The organism is Rhizobium sp. 007 (assembly GCF_015353075.1).
Lineage (GTDB): Bacteria > Pseudomonadota > Alphaproteobacteria > Rhizobiales > Rhizobiaceae > Rhizobium.
In genome coordinates this window covers 3,415,481-3,439,294 of sequence record NZ_CP064187.1, presented here as the reverse complement: position 1 = coordinate 3,439,294, position 23,814 = coordinate 3,415,481, and the positions used below count along the sequence as shown (strand labels likewise).

The following is a 23,814-nucleotide window of genomic DNA, read 5'->3' as shown; positions in this document are numbered from 1 at the left end:
GTCAGACGGCCGTTACATGCAGGGTGACAGGTGCAAAGCGGGACGAGACTGCCTCGACCATAATGTTGCCGGTGAGTCCGTTTGCTTCCAGCCAGAAACCAGCTGTGCCGCCCTGCAGCGGAATAGTGGAGGGGCCGACGATCTTGGCCGGACCATCGACGCGCAGTGTCACGCTATCATGCAGAAAGGCAAGTCGCTGGCCATATTGGTCCAGCGCGCGAATGATGACGCGCGTCGTGTCGCGCTCGCGGGCTTTCAGCGATCCGCTGTCGGCCACCACGTCGAGCGTCGTCGGCAGCGGATCGGCAGCAAGCCGCAATCTGGCTACGGGCTGGCTGTCGATATAACCCGTAAACTCGCCGTCGAGCCACTCAAAACCCCACGTGCCAAGCTCATCGGCCGTGAAATGCCGATGGTCCAGCACGACGGGCGGGTGGGGTAGGTGCGGGAAATTTTCACGATCCGGACCGATGCGCTTGGTGATCGAGCCGTATTTCAGCTCGACCTCATCGCAGTTCGTAAGAATGATCAGAGGCAGAACGCCGCCGATGTTGCGCTCCCCGCGCGCCCAGAAGGTCACCGGCTTCATGACGATCTCGTCAGACGGATCGCACTGGCTGGAATAGGCATAGGCGGCGAATTTCGGCTCGCGGAACATGTCGAGCACACCGTGATAGCAGATGCGGTCCCCGGAGCCGAAATCCTTATGGGTGTTGTAGTCGAACATGCACCAGCCGATCGCGCCGGCGATTTCCGGATCGCCGTAGGCGGCGTTCAGCACCTCAAGGTGACGACGCACATGCTCTGCCTGGCGCGCTTCCTGATCGTAGATCTTGGTCGGATGCATGTGTCCATTGAACTCGGTGATGAGGTACGGCACCTTTCGATCAAGACCGGTGTTTTCCTGCTGGCTGCGAAGCGCCGTGCGTGGGCGATTGGCGCCGGGCAGTTCCTCGTTGCCGAGGATGAAATCGTTCATCGTGTAGACGTCTTCGAGCAACTCGCTTTCCGTGATGTAGCGCACGCCGCCGGTCTTGCGGGTCGGGTCGAGCTCGCGAGCGAGCCGGTTGGTTTCGGCGTAGAAGTCGTGGCTATCCTGCGATTCGTTGATGCGCACGCCCCATATGACGATCGACGGGTGGTTCCAGTCGCGTTCGATCATGCGGCGGACGTTGCGGATCGACTCCTGCTGCCATTCCACGTCGCCGATATGCTGCCAGCCGGGGATCTCCTCGAAAACCAGCAGACCGATGCGGTCGCACTGGTCCAAGAACCATTTCGACTGCGGATAGTGCGAGGTGCGGACGATATTGCACTTCAGCACCGATTTCATGATATCGGCATCACGCTCCTGCGCCGAGCGCCCGGCCGCGTAGCCGACATAAGGAAATGCCTGGTGGCGGTTCAGGCCGCGCAGTTTCAGCGGCTTGCCGTTGAGCAGAAAACCATCCGGCGTGAACTCGGCGGTGCGGAAGCCGAAATGCGACGACAGCCGATCCGAGCCGTGGCTGGTTTTCAGGTCGACGGTGATTTCATAGCGCGCGGGGCTGGAAATGTCCCAAAGCGAAATGTCCCTAAGGCTTTCGAAGGAAAGCGTCACGTCTTCGCCCGTCGTATCGCCGCTCGCGGTCGCGATGACGGTGCCGGATGCGTCCTTCAGCGAAGCCGTAACGGTGCCAAGAAAGGCGGCATTTTGCGGGTTGGCGAGATCGCAGCGGACGCGAACGGATTTGACGTCGGAGAGTACATTTGCGGTTTCGATCTTGAGGTTGCGGATCGAAACCGCGCCGGTGACTTTAAGCCAGGCATCGCGATAGATGCCGGCATAAGTGAGGTAATCGATACGGCCCCCGAAGGGCGGAATTGCGGGGTTCTCGCTGCCGTCAACCTTCACGGTGATCAGGTTGTCGCCCTTAACAAGCTTGCCGGTGAGGCGGGCCTCGAAGGGCGTGTAGCCGTCCTTATGAGCGATGATCTCTTCGCCGTTCAGATAGACGACGCTATCGGCCATGGCGCCATCGAAGACGATCGATACTTCGCGGCCTTCGAATTCGGGCAGCCAGCGCAAGACTTTCTGATAAGTAAACGCGCGCTGATAGATCTTCTCGTCGAAATAGTTGAAGGGCAGCTCGACGGCGGTGTGCGGCAGGCTGACGCTCGTCGTGCCGTCGAAAGCGTCGAGAAGCTGCTGGCCGAAGCCTTCGTGGAAACTCCAGGATTCATTGAACGAGACGACGGACCGCATCCCGGACTCCTCTTTAAAGCATGTCTGATTGGCGCGGCCGGCAAAGCCGCTTATGGATATTGTGCGCCATTCGTCGTCGTGTAGATTGAATAGAGCGACTGTGTTGCGGTGATAAACAGGCGGTTTTTCTTCTGGCCGCCGAAGGTGACGTTGGAGACGGTCTGCGGCACCTTGATCTTGCCGAGCAAGGTACCGTCCGGGGCGAAGCAATGCACGCCATCGGCGGCGCTGCTCCAAAGATTTCCGCTGATGTCGAAGCGGAAGCCATCCGGTATGCCGTTGTCGATTGAGCAGAAATAACGGCTATTGGCGAGCTTCTTGCCGTCGATGACGTCGAAGGCGCGGATATGGCGCGGCACGTCATGATCGGCAGAGCCCGAATCGGCAATGTAGAGCTGCTTTTCGTCGGAAGTGAAAGCAAGGCCGTTCGGCTGGATGAAGTCGGTAACCACCGCTTCGACGACGCCGCTCTGCGCGTCGATGCGGTAGACGTTGCGCGTCTCCTGTTCCGGCTCCGACTTGTGGCCCTCGTAGTCCGATTTGATGCCGTAGCTCGGGTCCGTGAACCAGATCGAGCCGTCGGACGCGACGACGACGTCGTTTGGCGAGTTGAGACGCTTGCCCTGATAGCTGTCGGCCAGCACCGTGATCTTGCCGTCGGGCTCCGTACGCGTGACGCGACGGCCGCCGTGTTCGCAGGAGATCAGGCGCCCCTGACGATCACGGGTGTTGCCGTTGACGTAATTCGATGGCGAACGGAAGACCGAGACGCCGCCATCCGGCACCCAGCGCAGCATGCGCTCGTTCGGGATATCGCTCCAGATCAGGCAATTGAGATCAGAGAACCAGACAGGGCCTTCCGCCCAGCGGCAGCCGGTATAAAGTTCCTCCAGCCTGGCGCTTCCTGCAATCAGGCTGCGGAAGCGGTCGTCGCGAATCTCATAGAGGATATCTTCCGACACTGATTGGCTCCTCCCCAAAGCGATATGCGTTCTTCGTAAACATAAACGGCGATGCGTGCCAGAGCCCGGTGCGGCAAATGCGCCGGGCTCTGGCGATTTTTCAAAGGGCTGCCGCCGGATGCGGTGATCCGTCATATGCGCCCCATATCGACTGGTCGAAGCAGATGACCGAGCCAGTCATCAGGCCGGATTCGGCAGACGAGAGATAGGCGCAGGCGCGGGCAACTTCTTCCGGATCGACGAGGCGGCCGAAGGGCTGGCTTGCCGCGGCCTTCGCCAGCCAGTCGTCGGACGCGTCGTGATATTCTCTCTGGATGCGGTCCTCGCCCTCAGACGCCATCCAGCCGATATTGAGACCGTTGACGCGGATACGGTTTCGAAGCAGCGCATAGGCCGTGTTCTTCGTCAATGTTTCCAGCGCACCCTTCGATGCGCAATAGGCGGCGATAAAGGGCTGGCCGGCCTTGGCAGACATCGAGCCAATATTGACGATCGTGCCCTCGATTTTCTCGCGACGCATGACCTTGACGGTTTCCTGCATCAGAAAGAATGGCGCGCGGACATTGACGGCGAACATGGCGTCGAAGAGTTCCGGGCTTGTATCGAGGATCGTTCCGCGATCGGTAATCGCCGCTGCGTTCACCAGCGCATCGACGCGGCCGAAGGTCTGGTCGCAGACATGGACGACATTGCGCGCGTCCTCGACCTTGCCGAGATTGGCTTTGACATAGACGACCTTGGAGCCGGTTCTCGACGAGATCTCCTCCGCTTTCGCCTTGCCCTTCTGTTCATTACGGCCGCAGATAACGATGCCTTTTGCGCCGCGTTCCGCAAAGAGCCGGGCGATCGTCGCGCCGAGCCCCTGCGTGCCGCCGGTGACGATCGCGATCTTGCCGTCGAGACGGCCATGGTCTGTGGTCATATGGTTCCTCCCTTGATGTGTGGCGATGATATGCGAATGGCCCCCCGTTGGGCGAGGGCTCGTTTGCTGTCAGTGCGGACGCTCGCCCCTCATCCGCCTGCCGGCACCTTCTCCTCGGTGGGCAGAAGAAACGTGTGGCGGCGATGGTTTGCCCGGAGGATCGGATGAAGGGTCGGCTTGCTCCAGCCTAACCTCCCTAGCTCAACTTCCTCTCCGCCTGTTCGGCCAGCGCTGTCACCAATGCCTCGTCGCTCCAGCCTTGCCTCAACGCCTCATGCATAAGCTGCGATTGCGTCTTCGGGGCAAGGCCGCCGAGGGGCGGGTCGCGGTCAAGATTGGTGGGGAAGGAGTATCCCTCGGCGCAAGCGGCGACGGCATTCGCGATTTCTGCGTCGGAGAGCCTGCCCTTCAGCGCCTTTAGAGCCGGGAACAACTTCGCGCTCATCCGTTCACGGTTTACCGTTTCCATCGCGCGGCCGAAGGCGGACGACACCTGCAGAAGATTGGCGACACGCCTGATATTTGCCGAGCGGTTGGTGCCGGCGGCATGGAAAAGGGCGGGATTGAAGAAGACCACATCGCCCTTTTCGAGCGGCAGCTGGACGTGGTTTTCCTCGAAATAGTCCTTGAACTCCTGCCGTTTCAACGCGAGGTAGCCGGGTACATAGGTCTGGCTGTGTGGCAGGAAGAGCGTCGGCCCGCTTTCGAGCGGCATGTCGCAATGCGCGACCGCGCCCTGCAACGTCAGCACTGGAGAAAGCCGGTGCACATGCGCCGGGAACTGCTCGATTACTTTCGAAGCCTGGAAGCCGAGGTGATAGTCGCGGTGGGCGGATTGCGCTGCACCGCCCGGGTTTACGCGGTTGACCTGGGCCGTCATCTGGTAGCACGGTCCGAGCCAGGCTTCGCTGGCGATAGCGACAATGGCATTGCCGTAATATTTAGCGAAATTTGCCGGATCAGCGAGGCAATGCTTTTCCAGCGAATTCCAGATGCGGTCATTGGCGCCGGGCTTGGCGAAATGGTCGCCGCCGCCGGTCGAGGTGCGATGCTGCCCCTCGATAAGGTCATCGAAGATCCTGCTGGCCCGATCAATAACGCTCGTGTCCTCATAGGCGTGCTTGAAGACGACCACGCCCGGACCTTCGCCGAAAGCTTCGCATATCTCGGCGAGAACGGCGCGGCGGCCATGCGGATCGGCGATCGCGGCGGTAACCTTGCGGCTCTCGTAGATCAGCACGTTCTTGTCGATCCTGTCGGCCGTCGGATAGTCGGCGAGCAACGTGGTCTTCTCGGCGAGTGCACGAAAATCGCCGAGATCGCAGGCATCCTCGGTCAGCCAGACGCGATCGGCACGGAGTTTCTGTGGGTTATCGGTTTTCATCAGGCGGCTCCTCCTCCATCTCTGATGATGGCACTATACGCCGAGGATGAGCGTGTTATAGATCAGAAATCCATCAAAAAACCATCAGTATGGGCATGGCGCATATATTCCTCGTCAAGGATATTGCCTTTCAAGCGGGGTTGAGCACCGCAACCGTCGATCGCGTCTTGAATGGACGAGGCGGCGTACGGCGCCAGACCGAGATGCGTGTCAGGGCTGCCATCGTTGAACTCGAGAAGCAGCAGACCGGCGCGGAGACCGCGGGACGAAAGTTCGCGATCGATATCGTCATGGAGACGCCGGACCGTTTCAGCACTGCCGTGCGGGCGGCGTTCGAGGCCGAGGTTGCGACATTCCTGCCGACGGTTTTCCGCTGCCGCTTCCATTTTGCCGAGGTGATGAAGCCAGCCGAGCTGGTCCTGCTTCTCGACCGCATTCGGCTTCGCGGAACGCATGGGATCGTGCTGAAGGCGCCCGATGTCCCCGAGATCGTCGCGGCCGTAGCGCGCGCGGACGAAGCGGGCATTCCCGTTGTCACATTGGTGACGGACCTGCCGAATTCGCTGCGCGCCGCTTACGCGGGCGCGGACAACCGGGCAGCGGGAGAGACGGCTGCCTATCTGATTGGCGAGCGCTTTTCCGGCGCCCCCGGCCAGGTGCTGGTGACGTTGTCGAGCGGCCGCTTTCGTGGCGAAGAAGAGCGGGAAATCGGCTTTCGCCGCCTCATCCGGGACCGCTATCCGCAGATCGGCATTACAGAAATCAGCGAGGGACACGGAACCGATGCGGCGACCGGTACGCAGACGGCACGCGCCATCGCAGACGATCCGGCGATCAATGCCGTCTATTCGATCGGCGGCGGTAACAAGGCGGTTCTGGCGGCCTTCGAGGCGATGCAGCGGCGGATCCTGATCTTCGTCGCTCATGATCTCGATGCCGATAACCGGGCTCTGCTTGCTGCGCATAAGATCGGCTTCGTGCTGCATCACGACTTGCGCATGGACGCCCGCTCTGCCTTCCGGGCCATCATCGGCCGCCAGCTTTCGGGCCATCCCGCGGCGCCTTCGCTATCGACCGTCGAAATCGTAACACCTTACAATATGCCCGTACCCGGCTGAGTTTGTCTTTCCCTTGCCGGCGAAATCGGGGTACAGGTTTCAACAGTGAGGATCGGCGACATGGAATATAGCGACGTCGGAACGGTGGCCGCATGGCTGACGGAACAGGGACTGAAGGGTGCCTCCGAAGTCGAGCTGCTGACCGGCTTTTGCATTTCCTGCCGCGAATTCGGCCTGCCGCTCGATCGCGGCATGGCGCTTATGGATACACTGCACCCGGTGCATGAGGGTCGTGCCTTCCGGTGGGACAGCCAGGAGGATATAGAGACCGAATTCGAATACGGTCCGACCGGCGAAGGCAGTGCGCGGGATAACTGGCAACGTTCGGCCTTCTACTATCTCTGGTCCGGCAAAGAGAGCGAGGTGCGCCGCCGCATCGGCTTCGGCGACCCGACGGATTTCGTCATGCTCGACGAGATGGCCGAAGCGGGCCACACCGATTTCGTCGCCATGGTACATCGCTTCGCCAAAGCTGGTACGATCGGCGAGATGGATTGCTTTTTCTCGCATTTTACGACCCGGCATCCGCAAGGCTTTTGCGACCACGACCTTGCCATCCTGCGCAAGCTGGTGCCGGTCCTGGCGCTGGCAATCAAGTGCATCGCGCTCGGCCGCATCGCGCGCACGATCGCCGAGGTCTATCTAGGCGAGGATGCAGCGAAGCAGGTGCTGGAGGGCAAGATCACGCGCGGCAAGTCCGAGCGAATTTCGGCGGCACTCTGGTTTTCGGATCTTCTGAATTACACCAAGATATCGGATAGCGCGCCGCCGGAAGAAATTCTGCCGCTGCTCAACGCATATAGCGAAGTGGTGATTTCCGCGATCCATGAGGCAGGTGGCGACGTGTTGAAGCTCATCGGCGACGGTGTGCTTGCGATTTTCAAGGATGAGGAGCAATCCGAAGCGTGCCGCGCGGCATTGCGTGCCGAAGGTCTGTTGCGCAAGAGGCTTTCGACGCTCAATCAAGAGCGCGCCGCCGATGGCAGGCCGACGACCGACGTTTATCTCGGCCTGCATATCGGCGATGTCTTCTACGGCAATATCGGCAGCCAGGAACGGCTGGACTTCACGGTCATTGGTCCGGCGGTCAACGAGGTCAGCCGCATCGCGTCGATATGCCGGTCGGTCGATCTCAACGTACTGATGTCATCGGATTTTGCAGCTGCTATTCCTGAGGCTCAGCGCAGCGGCCTCGCCTGCATCGGCCGTTATGCGCTACGCGGCGTCAAGCGGCCGCAGCAGCTTTACACGCTGGAAACTGCGCGGCTCGGCGGACCCTAGCGCAGCAGGCCTTGGCCGCCATCGATCCAGATCGGTGTGCCGGTGATGTGACGCGAGCGCTCTGTCGCAAGAAAGAGGATGGCTTCGGCGACATCCGCGCTATGCCCTGCCTCGCCGCCGCTGATCGGAATTTCGCCTTCCGGCCAGACGACCGGGATTTCCGTCTCCTCGCGGTGACGGCTTCGGGTATTGTCGCTGATATTGGTGTCGATGGCGCCCGGGCAGACGGCATTGACGCGGATTCCGTGCTTGCCGAGTTCCAGTGCCAGCTGCTGCACCATCGCCACCTGGCCGGCCTTCGTGACGGTATAGGCGGTCGCGCCAGGCGTCGTGAAGGTCCGCGTGCCGTTGATCGAGGAGACGACGATGATGGAGCCGCCGTTCGATTTCATATGCGGGACGGTGAGATGGAGGGTGAGGTAGGTACCGCGCAGGTTGACGGCCATGGTCTTGTCCCACTCCTCCGGCTTCAGGTCGTCGATCGGCGCCCAGACGCCATTGATGCCGGCATTGGCAACGACGATGTCGATGCCTCCGAACTTGCCGAGAAGCGTTGCAATTGCGTCGCGCATCAGGCCCTCGTCGCTGGTGTCGGCCGTCAGCGAGATCGCCTCCCCGCCTGCGGAGCGGATTTCGTCGCGGGTTTGCTTCGCCTCGCGGCCGGTGCGGCTCAAAACGGCAACCCTGGCGCCTTCTGCGGCGAGCTTCAGAGCGGTCGCCTTTCCGATGCCGGAACCCGCGCCGGTGACCAGTGCAGTTCTTCCCTGAAGTTCCATTTTCCCAATCCCTCGTTCGGTTTTGCGTTAGGGCAATGTTCGAATGGGGGCATGGTTCCGGCGCGGGGGCGAAGTTATCTCGCTGGCGGCCCTAAAGCCTCACCAGGCTGCGGCGGATCGCCCACTTCTCCGGCCCGTGCACGGCGGCAAATAGAAGTCCCGCGAGGAAGCTGAAGTGGTCGATAAAGAAGCCGAATTCCGCCTGGTTATCCGTCCAGCGTGACGGGCCATGAAAGGCGAATGCCAGGAAGACGACATAAGTGCCGGCAAGCAGGCTTGCCTCCGTAAAGAAGACACCTGTTATCAAGGCTAGCGCCAAAGCCATCTCGAAGAAGGCCGCGACCCATGCCAGGAAGCCGGCCATCGGAAAACCGGCGGAGGCGATATAGGTTGACGTGGCGCCCATGTCGGCAAACTTGAAGCCAGCCGCCATGAAGAAGATGAAGCTGAAGATAATGCGTGCGACGATCACTGCGATTGCTCTGGTCATTTGAAATCTCCTCCTGTGAGCTTTCACTATGACGGATGGCGCGCGCTGCCTCCTACACGGTGCAACAAAAAGGGCCGCTCGACGCGACCCTTGTTGGTTCTCACCACTCGGCGAAGCTGCCGTCGGCATGACGCCAGATGGGATTGCGCCAGCGGTGGCCCTGCTTGGCGCGCTCGATGACATAGGCCTCATCGACCTCGACACCGAGACCCGGCCCTTGGGGAATGCTGACAAAGCCGTCGGCGTACTTGAAGACGTCCTTGTTTGAGATGTAGTCGAGGATATCGTTGCCCTGGTTGTAGTGAATGCCGAGGCTCTGTTCCTGGATGAAGGCGTTGTAGGAAACCGCATCGACCTGCAGGCATGCGGCAAGCGCGATCGGCCCGAGCGGGCAATGCGGGGCAAGCGCCACATCATAGGCTTCCGCCATCGCCGCGATCTTGCGGCACTCGGTGATGCCGCCGGCATGCGAAAGGTCCGGTTGGAGGATGTCGACATAACCGTCGGAAAGCACCGACTTGAAATCCCAGCGCGAGTAGAGCCGCTCGCCCAACGCGATCGGCGTGGAGCAATGATTGGCGATCTCCTTCAGCGCTTCCCTGTTTTCGGAAAGCACTGGCTCTTCGATGAACATCAGCTTGTAGGGCTCGAGTTCCTTGGCCAGAACCTTTGCCATCGGCTTGTGGACACGGCCGTGGAAATCGACGCCGATGCCGATATGCGGGCCGATCGCCTCGCGGATGGTGGCGATGGTCTCGACGGCCTTTTCGACCTTCTCGTTGGTGTCGACGATCTGCATTTCCTCGCAGCCGTTGAGCTTGATCGCCTTGAAGCCGCGCGCGACGACCTCCTTGGCGTTGCGCGCGACGTCCGACGGGCGGTCGCCGCCGATCCAGCTGTAGACCTTGATCCGGTCGCGCACCTGGCCGCCGAGCAGCGAATGGATCGGCTGGCCAAGGGCCTTGCCCTTGATGTCCCAGAGCGCCTGGTCGATGCCGGAAAGCGCGCTCATGTGGATGGCGCCGCCGCGGTAGAAGCCGCCGCGATACATGACGTTCCAGTGGTCCTCGATGAGGAATGGATCCTTGCCGATCAGGTAGTCGGCAAGCTCGTGCACGCAGGCTTCCACGGTCAGAGCCCGGCCCTCGACCACCGGCTCGCCCCAGCCGACCACGCCCTCATCGGTCTCGACCTTCAAAAATAGCCAGCGGGGTGGAACGATATAGGTGGTCAGTTTCGTGATCTTCATGGGTTCAGGCCTCATTCTTCTCGTGTTGCTCTACGGGGCTCGGCCGCCATTTTCAGTCTTAACATCTTCCCCCGTTTGAAAGCGGGGGATTTCCGAGGGGGCGCGAAGCTCCGCCGATGGTTATCGCTTCAACGGAGAGCCGCTGCCCTTCCTCCACGATCATAGACGCCGTGTTCCGACGCAGGATGTTGATTGCAGCATTGTGGTCGGCATGGGCGCGCAAGCCGCATTGGCAACAGCGGAAAGACGCTTGGCTTTCGCGGCTTTCCCTGTCCACGGCTGCGCAGGCCGAACAGGTCTGCGAGGTGTGGCGGGGATCGACCTTGCACAGGTATCCGCCCCGTTCTTCGAGCTTGTCGGCCAACACGGTTTCAAAGCCGTGCCAGCCTTGTTCGAGGATCGCCCGGTTCAGGCCCGCCTTCTGGCAGACGTTGGTTCCGGGCGCGTCCACGGTTCCCCTGGCGCTGCGCGTCATGTTGCGCGTGGCGAGGTCTTCCAGCACGACCGTTGCGAAGCGACGGGCGATATCAAGACTGGCCTTGTGCCGCCAATCCTGCCGGATGCGGGCAGCACGGGCCTGCAAGGCTGCAACGCGGCGGCGGGCCTTCGCGTGGCGACGCGACCCGCGCTTGCGCCGCGCCAGAACGCGCTGGGCCCGGCGCTTCCTGGGCTCGATCTCCGCAAGGCCGGCAGGCATCCACCAATGCTCCCCGGTCGAAAGCGTCAGCGTGTTCGCCACGCCCCGGTCGATCCCCACGGCGGGCAAATCGTTTTGCGGGACGGCATGGTCGATTTCGCAGGCGAAGGCGATGTGCCAGCCGTTCGCCGCCAGGCTCACCGTCACATTCATGGTCTTGCCGCGCAGGCGCCGCGTGTCGCGGAACTTCACCCAGCCGATCTTGGGAAGGCGCGCGGCGGACCACTTGCCGTTCAGGCGCTTGACCTCGATCTCCCGCCCCTGAAAGCGGAAGGCGCCGTTCACGCCCTTCTTGCGGGGCAAGGGATATCCTGCGCGCCCGGCGAAGAAGTTGGCATACGCCTTATCCAGATCGCGCAGGGCCTGCTGCTGGGGCGTCACATGCACGGCGGCAATCCAGTCGAACGCGGCCCGCAGTGCGGTCAATTCCCGCGCCTGGGCGATGTCGTTCAAGCGGTTCCCGTCTGCCGCCGGTAATGCCGCCACCAGTCCCTGCGCTGCTCCAGCGCCAGATTATAGACCAGCCGCACAACCCCCGCGAACTGCCGCAACAGGACTTCCTGTTCGGCGGTCGGAGCGAGCTTGTAGCGGAAAGCGCGGTGGATCATGTTACGATTCTATCAATTGCTCCAGGGAGCGCAACCGTGGATCGCACCGGCAGGCATGTCGTCTACATGCTCCATGGTCATTTGGTCTTTGTCACGAAATACCGCCGTGACGTTCTGTCAGAACCGGCAATCCGCCACCGGCGGCGCATCTTCGCCAAGCTGTGTCGCGACTTCGAGGCCGAATTGATCGAATGCGACGGCGAGGACGATCATGTTCACCTGCTGGTGCATGACCCTCCGAAGATCGCCCTGTCGAAGCTGGTCAACAGCCTAAACGGCGTATCCAGCCGACGTCTGCGCGAGAGCCGCCCGGAAATCACCGGGCGCTACCACAAGGGCGTTTTGTGGTCGCCGTCCTCCTTTGCGGCAAGCTGTGGCGGCGCACCGCTCTCGGTGATCGCCGAATATGTCAAATCCCAGCGGGAAGCGGCCCAAGGCCGCTCTCGCGTTCCTCCCCGGCCTGAACGCCGGGGTATCCCGCGAGGTTCACGGTGATTTGGTTCTGCTGGCCGCTTTCTTGACGGCTGCAAGATCGCGCACCGCAAGATCCAGCATCCGGTTGGCGCATTCGCGTGCCCTTTTACGGTCGCGCATCCTGAGTGCCTCGACCAGTTCGCCGTGAACGGCAACTGCGTCCTCGCGGTTTTTAACCGCGACATTCGAGGCGTGCAGGGCATATTTCACCGCAGCGTGAATGGCGCTCGAAAGCCGCCGGAACACCTGGTTGTGGCTCGCGGTTAGCAGCACCGAATGGAACATGATGTCGGCATCGGTGAAGCTTTCCGGATCGTTGGCGCAATCGCGCATCTGTCGCCAGGCGCTGTCGAGATCGGCAATCTCCTGCGCCGTTGCGCGTGCGGCTGCGTATTCGGCGGCCGCAGGCTCGATGGTGCGCCGGGCTTCGAGGATGCAGCCGAGCAGGTCGGAATCCTCGATATGCGGTCCCATCCATTCGAGCACGTCGGCATCGAGGATGTTCCAGTCGTCCTTGTCGCAGACGGTCGTGCCGATACGCGGCTTGCCGCGCACGAGGCCTTTGGATTCCAGGATTTTCAGGGATTCGCGAACGACGGTGCGGCTGACGCCGTAGATTTCGCAGAGGTCGTTTTCGCGCGGCAGCGGCAGGCCTGCCGGATAACGGTCGGAACAGATATCCTGCGCGATCGAGGCCGTGACGTTTCGGCGCACGCGCGGGCGGCGCTCGGCGCGCGGGTTTTCGCCCTCACCCTGCTGCTCGATGGAGCCCACTGACCTCTCCGCCTCTCGCCTGCGAAGCAAACCGGATCCCACTGGAAATTCGGTTTGCCATGCGACGCCTCCTCGGCGCATGTGCACAATCCTATACTGCAATCATCATACAAAGGCAATTTCCTGGTATGATGATTTATCGCGCGGTCAGGCGGCCGCAGGTCTTCTTCGGGACAAGCTGTCGTCTTCTGCGGATAGAGCCTTATATTGCCGTTTGGGGAGGCTTTGGCCTCTCTGCGGCGGGAAGCGGCACAAGTCCTTTCCGGATGAGTCCAATCGAAACAGGAGGACGGCATGCAGATCAATCGTACAGGTTCGGCTCAATGGTCCGGCGGCCTCAGGGACGGCAAGGGACGGATATCGACACAGAGCGGCGCGTTGAAGGAGTATCCCTATGGTTTTTCGAGCCGCTTCGAAGGTATTCCAGGCACCAATCCTGAAGAACTGATCGGCGCGGCTCATGCCGGCTGCTTCACCATGGCGCTATCGTTGATTCTCAGCGATGCGGGGCTTACGGCCGAAGACATGGAGACTACGGCAAAGGTAACGCTCGAGAGCGTCGAAGGTGGCTTCGCGATCACCGCAATCCATTTGTCGCTGACCGGCAAGGTTCCCGGCGCCGACCAAGCGGCGTTCACCGAGCTCGCCAACAAGGCGAAGGCGGGGTGCCCGGTTTCCAAGGCGCTTTCCGCCGTGCCGATCACACTCGACGTCAAGTTGGACTGATTTCCGCAATGATTGATTTTAAATGCCGCGAGCCGATGCCGCGGCATTTTTTTGGCGGCGGCAGAATATTGACAAATGATGCCTGATGTTTTACGACTGACGAAATTCAAAATTCGTCAGTCGTAAGTAAGGCTTCTGAAAACGCATGAATGACACCGCAGAAAACATGCTGGACAGTACCCGCCAGGAAAATGTGACGCGCATTCTGGATGCGGCAGAGCGGCTGTTCCGCCACTATGGCTACGGCAAAACGACGGTTGCCGATGTGGCGCGTGACCTCGGCATGTCGCCGGCCAATATCTACCGCTTCTTCGCCTCGAAAGTGGAAATCCACCAGGCGATCTGCGGCCGCATGCTGGCTGCCAGTTACAAGCAGGCCTACGACATCTGTCACCTGCCGATCAACGCCTCGGAGCGCCTGCGACGATTTGTGTATGGCCAGTATCAGATGACGCTCGACACCATGCTTGATGAACAGAAGGTGCACGAGATGGTCGTCGTCGCAATCGAACGCGACTGGCATGTCATCGAACGCCATATCGACAGCATTCATGAACTGATCGCCGGCGTGATCCGCGAAGGGATCGCAGCCGGGGAATTCGCCGAGCAAGATGCCGATGTTGCTTCACGCTGCTTCGGTGCGGCCACTGTGACGCTCTGCCACCCGCAGATGGTGGCGCAATGTCTTGCCAAGACCAACCGCGCGACGGTTGACGAACTCATCGAGTATTCGATCAAGGCATTGAAATAACAGCATGGCCAGGCCGTCAGAAACACACGAAACGATCAGGAGTGCGAAGATGGTTTCGCTCAAGACACGCAATCTGCCGTCCGTTTTCAGCTTCGCGTTTGTCGGCATCATCAGCCTCGGCCTTGCCGGCTGCAGCGAGGCGGAGAAGGCAGAGACGAAGGAAATCGTCCGCCCCGTCAAGGTCGTGGAGATTGCCATGGCCGGCGAAACGCGCGCCCTCGACTATTCCGGGGCTGTAAAAGCACGCATCGAGATGAATCTCGGGTTCCGTGTTGCGGGCAAGATCACGGAGCGGCTCGTCAATATCGGCGATCGGGTGAAGCCTGGGGATGTGCTCGCGCGCATCGACTCCACGGATTATCAGCTCGCGGTGAAGACGGCTGAAGCCAACTTGGCGGCGGCCGAGAAGGGCGTGCAGACGGCAGATCTCGCCAACAAGCGTGCCGGGCAGCTCTTCGACAAGAATGCCACGCCGAAATCGCAGCTCGAGCAGGCTTCGCTTTCCTATGACCAAGCTGTTTCGACGCGCGATGCTGCGATCTCATCGCTCGATCAGGCGAAGAACCAGGTAAGTTACACGGATCTGAAGGCCGATCAGAACGGCATCGTGACCGCAGTCAGTGCGGATACGGGTCAGGTCATCGCCTCCGGTGCGCCTGTCGTCGCCGTTGCCATCGATGGCGAGAAGGAAGTTCAGATCGCGGTGTCGGAAAACGATATTGCCGAATTCAAGCCGGGCAAGACGGTGAAGGCAACCTTCTGGTCGGATGACAAGCTGGTGCTCGACGGCAAGGTGCGCGAAGTTTCAGGCAGCGCCGATCAGCAGTCCCGGACCTTTTCCGTCCGCGTCAGCCTGCCAAATGATCAGCGTGTTCTGCTCGGTATGACGGCGACGATCGAGGCGGATGTTACGAATTCCGATCCCTATGTCGCGGTGCCGTTGAGCGCGCTTGCCGAGAAGGATGGGAAGAAGATCGTCTGGGTCGTCGACCGCGGCGCGGCAACCGTGCACGCGCGCCAAATCCACGTCGGTGATTTCACCGGCGACGGCGTCAACGTCACCGATGGCCTGAAGAGCGGGGATCTCGTTGTTGCTGCCGGAACGCAGTTCATGACCGAGAACCTGAAGGTCTCGGTGCCGGGCGATCAGTCGGCTTCCGCCGAGCCCGCCGGCACCGTTCAATAATTGCTGTCCAGGAGAGGGAATACTGTCATGGACAACTCGACCACCGAGAAACGCTCCTTCAATCTGTCGCGCTGGGCAATCGGTCATCCCAGCATTGCACGCTTCCTCTTCGGTTTGATCATCATCACCGGTGCGCTCGGACTGATGCGCATGGGGCAGAAGGAAGATCCGGATTTCACCTTCCGTGTCATGGTCGTGCAAGCTATGTGGCCAGGCGCCTCGATCCAGGAAATGGAGGATCAGGTCGTCAACAAGATCGAGCGCAAGCTGCAGGAAACGCCGCACCTCGATTTCGTTCGCTCCTACACCCGTGCCGGCAGCGCGATCATTACGCTGCAGGTCAAGGGCGACACGAACTCCGCGGAAGTGGCGGATGCCTTCTATCAGGTGCGCAAGAAGGTCGGCGATATTTCGAACGAGCTGCCGGAAGGCCTGCTCGGGCCCTATTTCAATGACGAATTCGGCGATACCTTCATCACACTTCATTCGATCAGCGGCGACGGCTACTCCTATCCGGAACTGAAGAAATTCGCGATCCAGGCGCGCGACATGCTGCTTTCGACGCGGGGCGTCGAGAAGGCCGTCATCATCGGTGACCAGCCGGAAAAGATCTACATCGACGTTTCCTCCAAGGCGCTTGCCGAACGAGGGCTTACGATCCTCGACCTGCAAAATGCCATCAAAGGCCAGAACACAGTCGATCCTGCCGGCTCTGTCGATACCGGGCTGCGTTCGGTGCGTATTTCCGTCGAAGGCGATGTGAAGAAGGCCGAGGATATTCGCGAACTACGCCTGCGTTCCGGCAACCAGGTGACGCGTCTCGGTGATATTGCCACCGTTACCTCCGGGCTCGAAGACCCCTATCAACGCAAATACCGTTTCAACGGGCACGAAAGCGTGCAGGTCGGCGTGGTCATGGCCAAAGGCTTCAAGGTCACTGATGTCGGCAAGGATGTCGAAGCGACCTATCAGCGCTTCGATGAATCTCTTCCCTACGGCGTTTCCGTCGACCAGATATCCAATCAGCCGGATGTCGTGACCGACGCCATCAGCGAATTCATGCATGCCCTTGGCGAAGCGCTTATCATCGTGCTGATCGTCTCGTTCCTATCAATCGGCTGGCGATCGGGCCTTGTCATCGCGATAGCGATTCCGCTTGTGCTGGCTGCGACCTTCGCCATTATGTACGAACTCGGCATCGACCTGCAGCGCATCTCGCTCGGCGCGCTCATTATTGCGCTTGGACTTTTGGTCGACGATGCGATGATCGTCGTCGAAATGATGGAACGAAAACTGGAAGAGGGCCTCGTGAAGATCGAGGCGGCGAGCTTCGCCTATTCCTCGACCGCCTTTCCGATGCTGACCGGTACGCTGATCACCACGGCAGGCTTCATTCCCGTCGGCTTTGCAGAATCGACGGCCGGCGAATATGTGCGCTCGCTCTTCTATGTGGTCGGCATCGCGCTCGTCGTCTCGTGGTTCGTCGCGGTCTATTTCACGCCGTGGCTGGGTTACATGATCCTCAAGCAGCGCAAGCACGCCGGCGAGCATCATGATGTCTTCGACACGCGCTTTTACCGCCGCCTGCGTACCACTGTCGCATGGGCTGTGCGCCATCGCATCATCGTGCTGGCTGCCACGCTCTTCACCTTTGCGACGAGTCTCTGGGCGTTCCAGTTCATTCCGCAGAACTTCTTCCCGCAATCCTCGCGTCCGGAAATTCTCGTCGATCTCTGGCTGCCGGAAGGCACCAGCATCAGGGAAGTCGAGACGCAGGCAAAGATGCTCGAAGCCAAGATGATGGATGACAAGGACAAGAAGTTCATCGCCACCTATATCGGCGAGGGCGCACCGCGCTTCTTCTTGCCGCTCGACCAGCAGCTTCGCAATCCAAACTTCGCGCAGCTCCTGATCATCGCAAATGACGAACCTGCTCGCGAGCGGCTGATTGTCAAGCTGCGTAGCATCCTTGCGGACGATTTTCCGTCGATCCGCGGCAAGGTCGACCGTCTCTTCCTCGGTCCGCCGACGGGCTGGCCCGTGCAAATGCGCGTCATGGGACCGGATCGCCAGGAGGTCCGCCATATCGCCGATCAGGTGAAGGCGAAGTTTGCCGAAAATCCGCAGCTCGGCGCCGTCCACGACGATTGGCTGGAGCCGGTGCCGGCCATGAAGCTGGTGATCGACCAGGACCGTGCCCGCGCCCTCGGCGTCACTTCGCAGCGCGTCCGCGAGACGCTGCAGACCGCCGTGTCCGGCACGTCGCTTGACGACTTCCGCGACGGCGAAGAGACGGTCTCGATCGTGGCCCGGGAGCCGGATTCCAGCCGTTCGCTGCTGTCGGCCGTCAATTCGGTCTATGTCCCGACGGACTTCGGAGGTTTTGTTCCGGTCTCGCAGGTCGCCAAGGTCGTCCCCGTCATGGAACAAGGCGTCGAATGGCGGCGTGACCGCCTGCCGACGATCACCGTCCGCGGGACGCTGCCAGATGGCATCCAGCCGAACGACGTGGCGATGAAGATGTATGCCGATATGCAGGGCCTGCGTGACAGCCTGCCTGCCGGCTACAAGATCGAAATCCAGGGCGGTGCGGAAGATGCGGCTGAAAGTCAGGCTTCGATCGCCGCCAAGGCGCCGATCATGCTCGTCGTCATCGTCCTGCTGCTGATGGCGCAGCTGCAGCATTTTGGCAAGGCGATGCTGGTGCTCGCGACCGGCCCGCTCGGCATCATCGGTGCCTCTGCCGCACTGCTGATCAGCGGCGCGCCCTTCGGCTTCGTCGCGATCCTCGGCGTGATTGCGCTGCTTGGCATCATCATCCGCAACTCGATCATCCTCGTCGACCAGATCGACCAGGATATCAAGGCGGGCATGGCCCGGCAGGAGGCGATCGTGGGTGCGGCCGTGCGCCGTTTCCGGCCGATCATGCTGACGGCGCTGACGGCAGTTCTCGCCCTTATCCCGATCTCCCGCGGTGTCTTCTGGGGTCCGCTCGCCTACGCGATGATGGGCGGCATTCTGGTTGCGACCGTGCTGACCATCCTCGTGCTACCAGCGGGTTATGCCCTCTTCTTCGGCCGCGAGCCGAAGACGAAGGACACGGAGACCGAATATGCCAATGCCAACCAGGAAGAGGCGGATGACCATCATCCGCCGGCATTGGCAGCAGAGTGAAAATGGCGGGTGAAATCCCCGCCATTTTCATTTTCCAATCAACCCACTCGAAAAAAATGCTCTCAAGCCGCTTCCGCTTTCAGGCCCAGAAGAGCCGCGCCGATGAGGCCCGGCTCTAAACGGCATTCGCTGCGCACGATCAGCGGCCGGTCGAACCTGCGCAGCGTGCGGCCTCTTACGGCCTTGTCGAGTTCGGCAAGCAGCGGCTCGACATTGGAAAGTCCGCCGCCGACCGGGACGATGGTCGCGCCGGTGATATTGACGGTGAGTGCCAAGGGCGAGGCGACGAGATCGGTATAGACGTCGATCGTGCTCGTCGCCTTTTCCTCACCCCGTTGCCATTGCGCGATGATTTCCTCGCTGGGGAAGTCGAGGTCGTGCAGCGTCTTGTGAAGCCGCTCGAGGCCGCGGGCGCCGCCGACTGTATCGACGCAGCCCTTTTGGCCGCAGCCGCAGGGAAGGGCTGGGATTTTCACGGGGGGATTGCCGGCTTCGCAGGCGAGGATCGGGCCGTGACCCCATTCGCCGGCAAAACCGCCCGAGGCGTTGACGAGCCTGCCGTCGGAAACGAGCCCGCCGCCGACGCCAGTGCCGAGGATCGCGCCGAAGACGATGCGGTGGCCGCGCCCGGCGCCAAGTTCAGCTTCGGCCATGGTGAAGCAATCGGCGTCGTTGGCAATCAGGACCGGAAAGCCAAGTTCGGCCTCCAGATCAGCCGCAAGGCTGCGGTTGTGAATGCAGGGAATGTTGGCGCATGTCAGCCGTTGCGTATCCGGATCGACGACGCCGGCAATCGAGAAGGCAAGGCACGAAGGTGTTTCGCTGGTCTCTGCTATGAAGCTGCGGATCGTCTCGGCGAAAGCAGCAAAATCATCCTTGGGCGTCGGACGGCGACCCATAGGAACGATATCCGTTTCCGAGCGTGCGATACCGCCTTTGATCGCCGAACCGCCGATGTCGAGTGAGATGATCATGCTTGTCTGCCTCGAAAGTTTCCGCGTCTGCTCGCACCCTTCGGGTGGATTTGCAAGTCCTATGCCGGCAGGTTCACCTTCGCCTCGAAGCCGGAAGTCTCGTCGCTTGCCGGGGAGAGGAGTTCCAGCGTGCCGCCCATCTGTGAGACGATGCGGTCGGCGATCGCAAGGCCCAGGCCGGAACCGGATGCGCTGGTCGTGCCGCGCCGGAAGCGTTTCTTGAGGCCAGCAAGATCGGCTTCCGGGATCGCAGGGCCGCCATTGACGACACGGATGGTCCCGGCCTTATCCAGGCTGACCTTGGCGGGCCGATCCTGGTCGCCATGAAGCAGCGCGTTTTCGATGAGGTTGCGCATGACGATGCCGAAGGCATCCATGTCTGCATAACGGACAAGCGTTGCTCCGGCGTCGGGCACATAGTTGACGCGCCCCTTGGTGCGGCTGTCGCGCTCGTAGTCGCTGACGATCATCTCCAGCACCTTGCTGAGGTCGGCGGCTTTGTCGCAGGCACCGATGCCGGCTTCGGCGCGTGAAAGCTGCAGCAGTTTTTCGGCTAGGCGGCCGAGATCGACGAGCGAGCTTTCGACCTGCCGCGCCCGCGTCCTGGCGGCACCGGCCGACAGTTCTTCGGCCAAGCGCTGGGTCTGTGCCAGCGCGCCGGCAATCGGCGTGCGGAGCTCGTGAGCGCTGTTAGCGGTAAATTCGCGTTCCGCTTCGAGCGCCGACCGGAGACGGGCGAGCAGAAGATTGACCGAGCGAGCGATCGGCTTGATTTCTTTCGGCAGCTCGTCGCCTTCAATGGCCGCCATATTGCCGCTGTCCTTGGTGGCGATGTCCCGGCGTAGCGTTTCGATCGGCTTCAGCGCCCGGCCAAGGATGAGCCAGATGGCGAAGATACTCGCCGGGATCAGCACGATCAGTGGAAGCAGCAGCGTGACGGCGCTTTCGCGCACGGCTTCGCGACGATTGCCGAGGCGATCGGCGACCTGCATTAACAGGGCGCCGTCAGCGGTCGCTTCGGTATAGATGCGCTGGCGATCGTTGTTGTGAAAACCACGGGCGAGTGGCGCATCGAAAGGTTCAGGCGAAGCGTCATCGGAGCGAAGAACGACGTTTCCGACCTTGTCGCGTAGTTGATAGGTCAGATATTCGCGGCTGGCTGGCGTATTTAAAATTGCGACGCCGGAAGGGTCTGTTTCGGCGCGCTGGTTCAGGTCGTCGACGATCAGCGCCAAAAGGCGCTGGGCCGTCTCCTGCTGGGCGCTGTCGAAAAGCTCGTCGAATTCGTGCTGCATCACCTGGATGCCGAGCCCGATCGCGGCGAGCCAGAAGATGACCATAGCACTTGTGAGCGCCAGAATGAGCCGGCGCGTGATGCTCGGTTCGCGTCTCATGCTTCCGCCAGCGTGTAGCCGATGCCGCGGGCGGTCTTGATCCTGTCGCGACCGATCTTCTTGCGCAGCCGGCTGACATAGACCTCAACCGTATTGCTTTCGATCTCCGAGCCGAAGGCATAAAGGGCTTCCTCGATCCGGTCCTTCGGCACGATTGCGCCCGGACGGGCGATGAGCAGATCGAGCACGGCCCATTCGCGGCTGGTCAGCACGACCGGCTCGCCGGCGATGGCAAGCCTGTGCTGCGGCCGGTCGATCTCGATATCGGCAATGCGGATGATAGTCCTTGGATTGGCGTCGTAGCGGCGCGCGACAGCCATGATGCGGGCCTGCAATTCTCCGAGATCGAACGGCTTGACGAGGTAGTCGTCGGCGCCGGCGTTCAGGCCTTCGATGCGATCGGAAATCTGGTCGCGCGCAGTGAGAATTATTACCGGCATTGCCATACCGTCGTCACGCAACCGTTTCAGGAAATCGATGCCTCTGCCGTCGGGAAGCTGCAGATCAAGCAGGATCAGACCGTAGTCCACGGAGCCTGCAGCGGCCTCAGCATCGCCGATCGTACACATCCAGTCGATCGCGTGACCGGCCGCTGCAACGTGATCGCGCACCGCTTCCCCAATCATCTTGTCGTCTTCAACCAAAAGAATGCGCACGCAATCTCTCCTTGCCAAGAGCAGTAGCGCTGCTTTTTGCTAAGGGTCAAGCGAAGGGTGCCGGCGAAAAATCGCCATGCAATGGCCGTGATCCAGAACCCGCGCGGCCATGATGGCGGCGCATTCGACAGAGAAGATTCACATTGGGATGGTATCAGTCGCAGGCCGACGAGCCGGGATGCTATGACAATCGAGGAAATGGAGACATCACGCAGGCGTTTTATCAGGAGTCCGCGCCCGAGGGGGCGACGGCTTTCGGCCATCTTGAGGCAGCTTGCGGGTGACAGGAGCCGTGAGCGCATTTCGATCGGCGATCTTTTCGAGGTGATGGGCGACCGTGCGACCGGTGCGCTCATGCTGGTCTTCGCCATCCCCAATCTGGTGCCGACGCCGCCGGGAACCTCCGCAATCCTCGGCGCGCCGCTACTCTTTCTTGCAGCGCAGCTGACATTCGGGCTGAAGCCATGGTTACCGAAGGTAATTGCCGGCCGCTCGATGAAGCGCGAGGATTTCGAAGCGATCGTCTCGCGCATCCACCGTTGGCTCGCCTTTGCCGAGCGCATGCTGCAGCCGCGGCTTTCTTTCCTCGTCGAGCCGCCTGCCGAATACCTTGTGGGCTTTCTCTGCCTGGTGCTTGCGGTCATCCTGACGCTGCCGATCCCGCTCGGCAACATCCTGCCGGCTTTTACCATCTGCCTGTTTTCCTTCGGCATATTGGGCAAGGATGGTCTCTTTTCGGCGTTTGGAATGGTCATGGCCGGTATATCACTGACTGTCGTTGGCGGCGTGATCTACGGCCTTATCAAGGCTGCGATCTTCTTCGTCACAAACTGGTTTGCCTGAGCGAATATTCGCCCATACGGCCGTTGCATTTTCTCAATGCACTCGACTTTTGCTCAATTTTGTTCTGATCTGGCGCGGCACAGACTCAAAGATATTCGTCCGGCAGAAAGCCGGCCCATTTTACGCGCGGTAGACCTCGATGGCGAAAAGAACCGAGACACCTGGACGGCTGGACGACGCAGCGCGTGCGGGCTGGCTTTATTACGTGGCTGGGCGCACGCAGGACGAGATTGCGTCTGCGATGGGTATCTCGCGGCAATCAGCACAGCGCCTGGTGTCGCTGGCCGTCGCCGAAAAACTCATCAAAGTGCGGCTCGATCATCCGATTGCTGCCTGCCTCGAGCTCGCCAACCAGCTGCGCAAGAAATTCGACCTCAAGCATGTCGAGATCGTGCCGAGCGATCCGGGGTCTTCATCGAGGACGGTCGGCATTGCCGAAGCGGCGGCTGCTGAGATCGAGCGATGGCTCAAGCGGCCGGATCCGATCGTGCTCGCCGTTGGTACCGGCCGCACGCTGAAGGCTGCCGTCGATCAGCTGCCGACGATCGAATGTCCGAATCATCGCATCGTTTCGCTGACGGGCAACATCACGCCGGACGGTTCAGCCGCCTATTACAATGTCATCTTCAGCATGGCGGATGCGGTGAAGGCGCGGCACTTCCCGATGCCGCTGCCGGTGCTCGTCACTTCGGCCGAGGAGCGTGAATTGCTCCATGGCCAGCAACTGGTGCGCTACACGCTTGCGATCAGCGCCCAAGCCGATGTGACCTTCGTCGGTATTGGCGAACTGGGCATCGACGGCCCACTCTGCGTCGACGGCTTCCTGGAGAAGGACGAGATGATGGAGCTGATGCGCGAGGGGGCCGTCGGCGAAATCTGCGGCTGGATTTTCGACGAGGAGGGCAGGCTTCTCGATAATCCGATCAACGAGCGCGTCGCGTCGGCCTCGATTCCTTCACGCGAAACCTCGACAGTCATTGGAATCGCCAAAGGCAAGCGCAAATTCAAGGCGATAAGGGCCGCAATTGTTGGCCGTCAAATCAATAGCCTGATCACCGATGAACAGACTGCCGATTTTTTGCTCACGTCTTGAGCAAAAAATATCATATTTAAAATCAATCGGATAGCTT

Annotated in this window: 22 protein-coding genes; 9 read left to right on the top strand and 13 right to left on the bottom strand. The window is 60.9% G+C overall.

What is annotated here, in order from left to right:
• Position 1 precedes the first annotated feature (1 nt).
• The 4 genes from ISN39_RS16825 to ISN39_RS16810 form a co-directional block, all read right to left on the bottom strand.
• Complete coding sequence (locus ISN39_RS16825) at positions 2 to 2,245, bottom strand: glycoside hydrolase family 2 protein (protein ID WP_194728267.1); 2,244 nt, start codon at positions 2,243 to 2,245, stop codon at positions 2 to 4.
• Positions 2,246 to 2,295: 50 nt separating this feature from the next.
• The gene (locus ISN39_RS16820) at positions 2,296 to 3,207 is read right to left on the bottom strand and encodes an SMP-30/gluconolactonase/LRE family protein (protein ID WP_074069766.1); all 912 of its coding nucleotides are present in this window, start codon (positions 3,205 to 3,207) and stop codon (positions 2,296 to 2,298) included.
• 100 nt (positions 3,208 to 3,307) lie between these two features.
• Positions 3,308 to 4,129 (bottom strand): SDR family oxidoreductase, encoded by an 822-nt coding sequence (locus ISN39_RS16815; protein ID WP_194728266.1) that lies wholly within the window; start codon positions 4,127 to 4,129, stop codon positions 3,308 to 3,310.
• Positions 4,130 to 4,325: 196 nt separating this feature from the next.
• A complete protein-coding gene (locus ISN39_RS16810) occupies positions 4,326 to 5,513 on the bottom strand; it encodes a phytanoyl-CoA dioxygenase family protein (protein WP_194728265.1) in 1,188 nt (395 codons plus the stop codon).
• A gap of 95 nt (positions 5,514 to 5,608) precedes the next feature.
• On the opposite strand from ISN39_RS16810, the gene ISN39_RS16805 reads away from it, so the two are divergent.
• Together ISN39_RS16805 and ISN39_RS16800 are read left to right on the top strand one after the other, a co-directional pair.
• A complete protein-coding gene (locus tag ISN39_RS16805) occupies positions 5,609 to 6,631 on the top strand; it encodes a LacI family DNA-binding transcriptional regulator (protein WP_194728264.1) in 1,023 nt (340 codons plus the stop codon).
• 60 nt (positions 6,632 to 6,691) lie between these two features.
• A complete protein-coding gene (locus tag ISN39_RS16800; RefSeq protein ID WP_194728263.1) occupies positions 6,692 to 7,912 on the top strand; it encodes an adenylate/guanylate cyclase domain-containing protein in 1,221 nt (406 codons plus the stop codon).
• Here ISN39_RS16800 and ISN39_RS16795 read toward each other — a convergent pair.
• From ISN39_RS16795 to ISN39_RS16775, 5 genes are all read right to left on the bottom strand, one after another.
• On the bottom strand, positions 7,909 to 8,688 hold the full coding sequence (locus ISN39_RS16795; RefSeq protein WP_022715983.1) for an SDR family NAD(P)-dependent oxidoreductase: 780 nt from the start codon (positions 8,686 to 8,688) through the stop codon (positions 7,909 to 7,911). The two genes, ISN39_RS16800 and ISN39_RS16795, sit on opposite strands and share 4 nt — an antisense overlap.
• A 91-nt stretch (positions 8,689 to 8,779) precedes the next feature.
• Positions 8,780 to 9,178 carry a DoxX family protein gene (locus ISN39_RS16790; RefSeq protein ID WP_022715982.1) on the bottom strand — a complete coding sequence of 133 codons (399 nt, stop codon included), beginning with the start codon at positions 9,176 to 9,178 and terminating at the stop codon, positions 8,780 to 8,782.
• 100 nt (positions 9,179 to 9,278) lie between these two features.
• Complete coding sequence (dgoD, locus tag ISN39_RS16785) at positions 9,279 to 10,427, bottom strand: galactonate dehydratase (protein ID WP_074069761.1); 1,149 nt, start codon at positions 10,425 to 10,427, stop codon at positions 9,279 to 9,281.
• A 58-nt stretch (positions 10,428 to 10,485) separates the two neighbouring features.
• Entirely contained in the window at positions 10,486 to 11,577 is a 1,092-nt protein-coding gene (locus tag ISN39_RS16780; protein ID WP_194728262.1) for an RNA-guided endonuclease TnpB family protein, read from the bottom strand.
• Positions 11,574 to 11,732: a helix-turn-helix domain-containing protein gene (locus ISN39_RS16775; RefSeq protein ID WP_194728261.1), complete on the bottom strand. Its 159-nt coding sequence runs from the start codon at positions 11,730 to 11,732 to the stop codon at positions 11,574 to 11,576. Before ISN39_RS16775 ends, ISN39_RS16780 begins: the two co-directional genes overlap by 4 nt.
• 36 nt (positions 11,733 to 11,768) lie before the next feature.
• On the opposite strand from ISN39_RS16775, the gene tnpA reads away from it, so the two are divergent.
• A complete protein-coding gene (tnpA, locus tag ISN39_RS16770; protein WP_281438292.1) occupies positions 11,769 to 12,227 on the top strand; it encodes an IS200/IS605 family transposase in 459 nt (152 codons plus the stop codon).
• On the opposite strand, the gene ISN39_RS16765 is transcribed toward tnpA, so the two are convergent.
• Positions 12,219 to 12,980: a FadR/GntR family transcriptional regulator gene (locus ISN39_RS16765; protein ID WP_194728260.1), complete on the bottom strand. Its 762-nt coding sequence runs from the start codon at positions 12,978 to 12,980 to the stop codon at positions 12,219 to 12,221. The genes tnpA and ISN39_RS16765 overlap by 9 nt on opposite strands.
• Before the next feature lie 294 nt (positions 12,981 to 13,274).
• On the opposite strand from ISN39_RS16765, the gene ISN39_RS16760 reads away from it, so the two are divergent.
• The 4 genes from ISN39_RS16760 to ISN39_RS16745 all read left to right on the top strand — a co-directional run bounded on the left by ISN39_RS16760 (position 13,275) and on the right by ISN39_RS16745 (position 18,817).
• Positions 13,275 to 13,706, top strand: a complete 432-nt coding sequence (locus tag ISN39_RS16760) for an OsmC family protein (RefSeq protein WP_074069759.1) — start codon at positions 13,275 to 13,277, stop codon at positions 13,704 to 13,706.
• A 145-nt stretch (positions 13,707 to 13,851) separates the two neighbouring features.
• A complete protein-coding gene (locus tag ISN39_RS16755) occupies positions 13,852 to 14,457 on the top strand; it encodes a TetR family transcriptional regulator (RefSeq protein ID WP_074069758.1) in 606 nt (201 codons plus the stop codon).
• A 49-nt stretch (positions 14,458 to 14,506) separates the two neighbouring features.
• Positions 14,507 to 15,643 carry an efflux RND transporter periplasmic adaptor subunit gene (locus ISN39_RS16750; protein WP_194728259.1) on the top strand — a complete coding sequence of 379 codons (1,137 nt, stop codon included), beginning with the start codon at positions 14,507 to 14,509 and terminating at the stop codon, positions 15,641 to 15,643.
• A gap of 27 nt (positions 15,644 to 15,670) precedes the next feature.
• Positions 15,671 to 18,817: an efflux RND transporter permease subunit gene (locus ISN39_RS16745; RefSeq protein WP_194728258.1), complete on the top strand. Its 3,147-nt coding sequence runs from the start codon at positions 15,671 to 15,673 to the stop codon at positions 18,815 to 18,817.
• A 62-nt stretch (positions 18,818 to 18,879) separates the two neighbouring features.
• Here ISN39_RS16745 and ISN39_RS16740 read toward each other — a convergent pair whose 3' ends face one another.
• From ISN39_RS16740 to ISN39_RS16730, 3 genes are read right to left on the bottom strand one after another with little or no spacing between them, the layout of a single operon-like run.
• The gene (locus ISN39_RS16740) at positions 18,880 to 19,791 is read right to left on the bottom strand and encodes an ROK family protein (protein ID WP_074069756.1); all 912 of its coding nucleotides are present in this window, start codon (positions 19,789 to 19,791) and stop codon (positions 18,880 to 18,882) included.
• A 59-nt stretch (positions 19,792 to 19,850) separates the two neighbouring features.
• The gene (locus tag ISN39_RS16735) at positions 19,851 to 21,185 is read right to left on the bottom strand and encodes an ATP-binding protein (protein WP_194728257.1); all 1,335 of its coding nucleotides are present in this window, start codon (positions 21,183 to 21,185) and stop codon (positions 19,851 to 19,853) included.
• Complete coding sequence (locus tag ISN39_RS16730) at positions 21,182 to 21,841, bottom strand: response regulator (protein ID WP_074069754.1); 660 nt, start codon at positions 21,839 to 21,841, stop codon at positions 21,182 to 21,184. Before ISN39_RS16730 ends, ISN39_RS16735 begins: the two co-directional genes overlap by 4 nt.
• 264 nt (positions 21,842 to 22,105) lie before the next feature.
• Between ISN39_RS16730 and ISN39_RS16725 the strand changes: the two genes are divergently transcribed.
• Positions 22,106 to 22,684, top strand: a complete 579-nt coding sequence (locus ISN39_RS16725; protein WP_239596821.1) for an exopolysaccharide biosynthesis protein — start codon at positions 22,106 to 22,108, stop codon at positions 22,682 to 22,684.
• A 139-nt stretch (positions 22,685 to 22,823) separates the two neighbouring features.
• Entirely contained in the window at positions 22,824 to 23,777 is a 954-nt protein-coding gene (locus ISN39_RS16720; protein WP_039846186.1) for a sugar-binding transcriptional regulator, read from the top strand.
• Positions 23,778 to 23,814 lie beyond the last annotated feature (37 nt).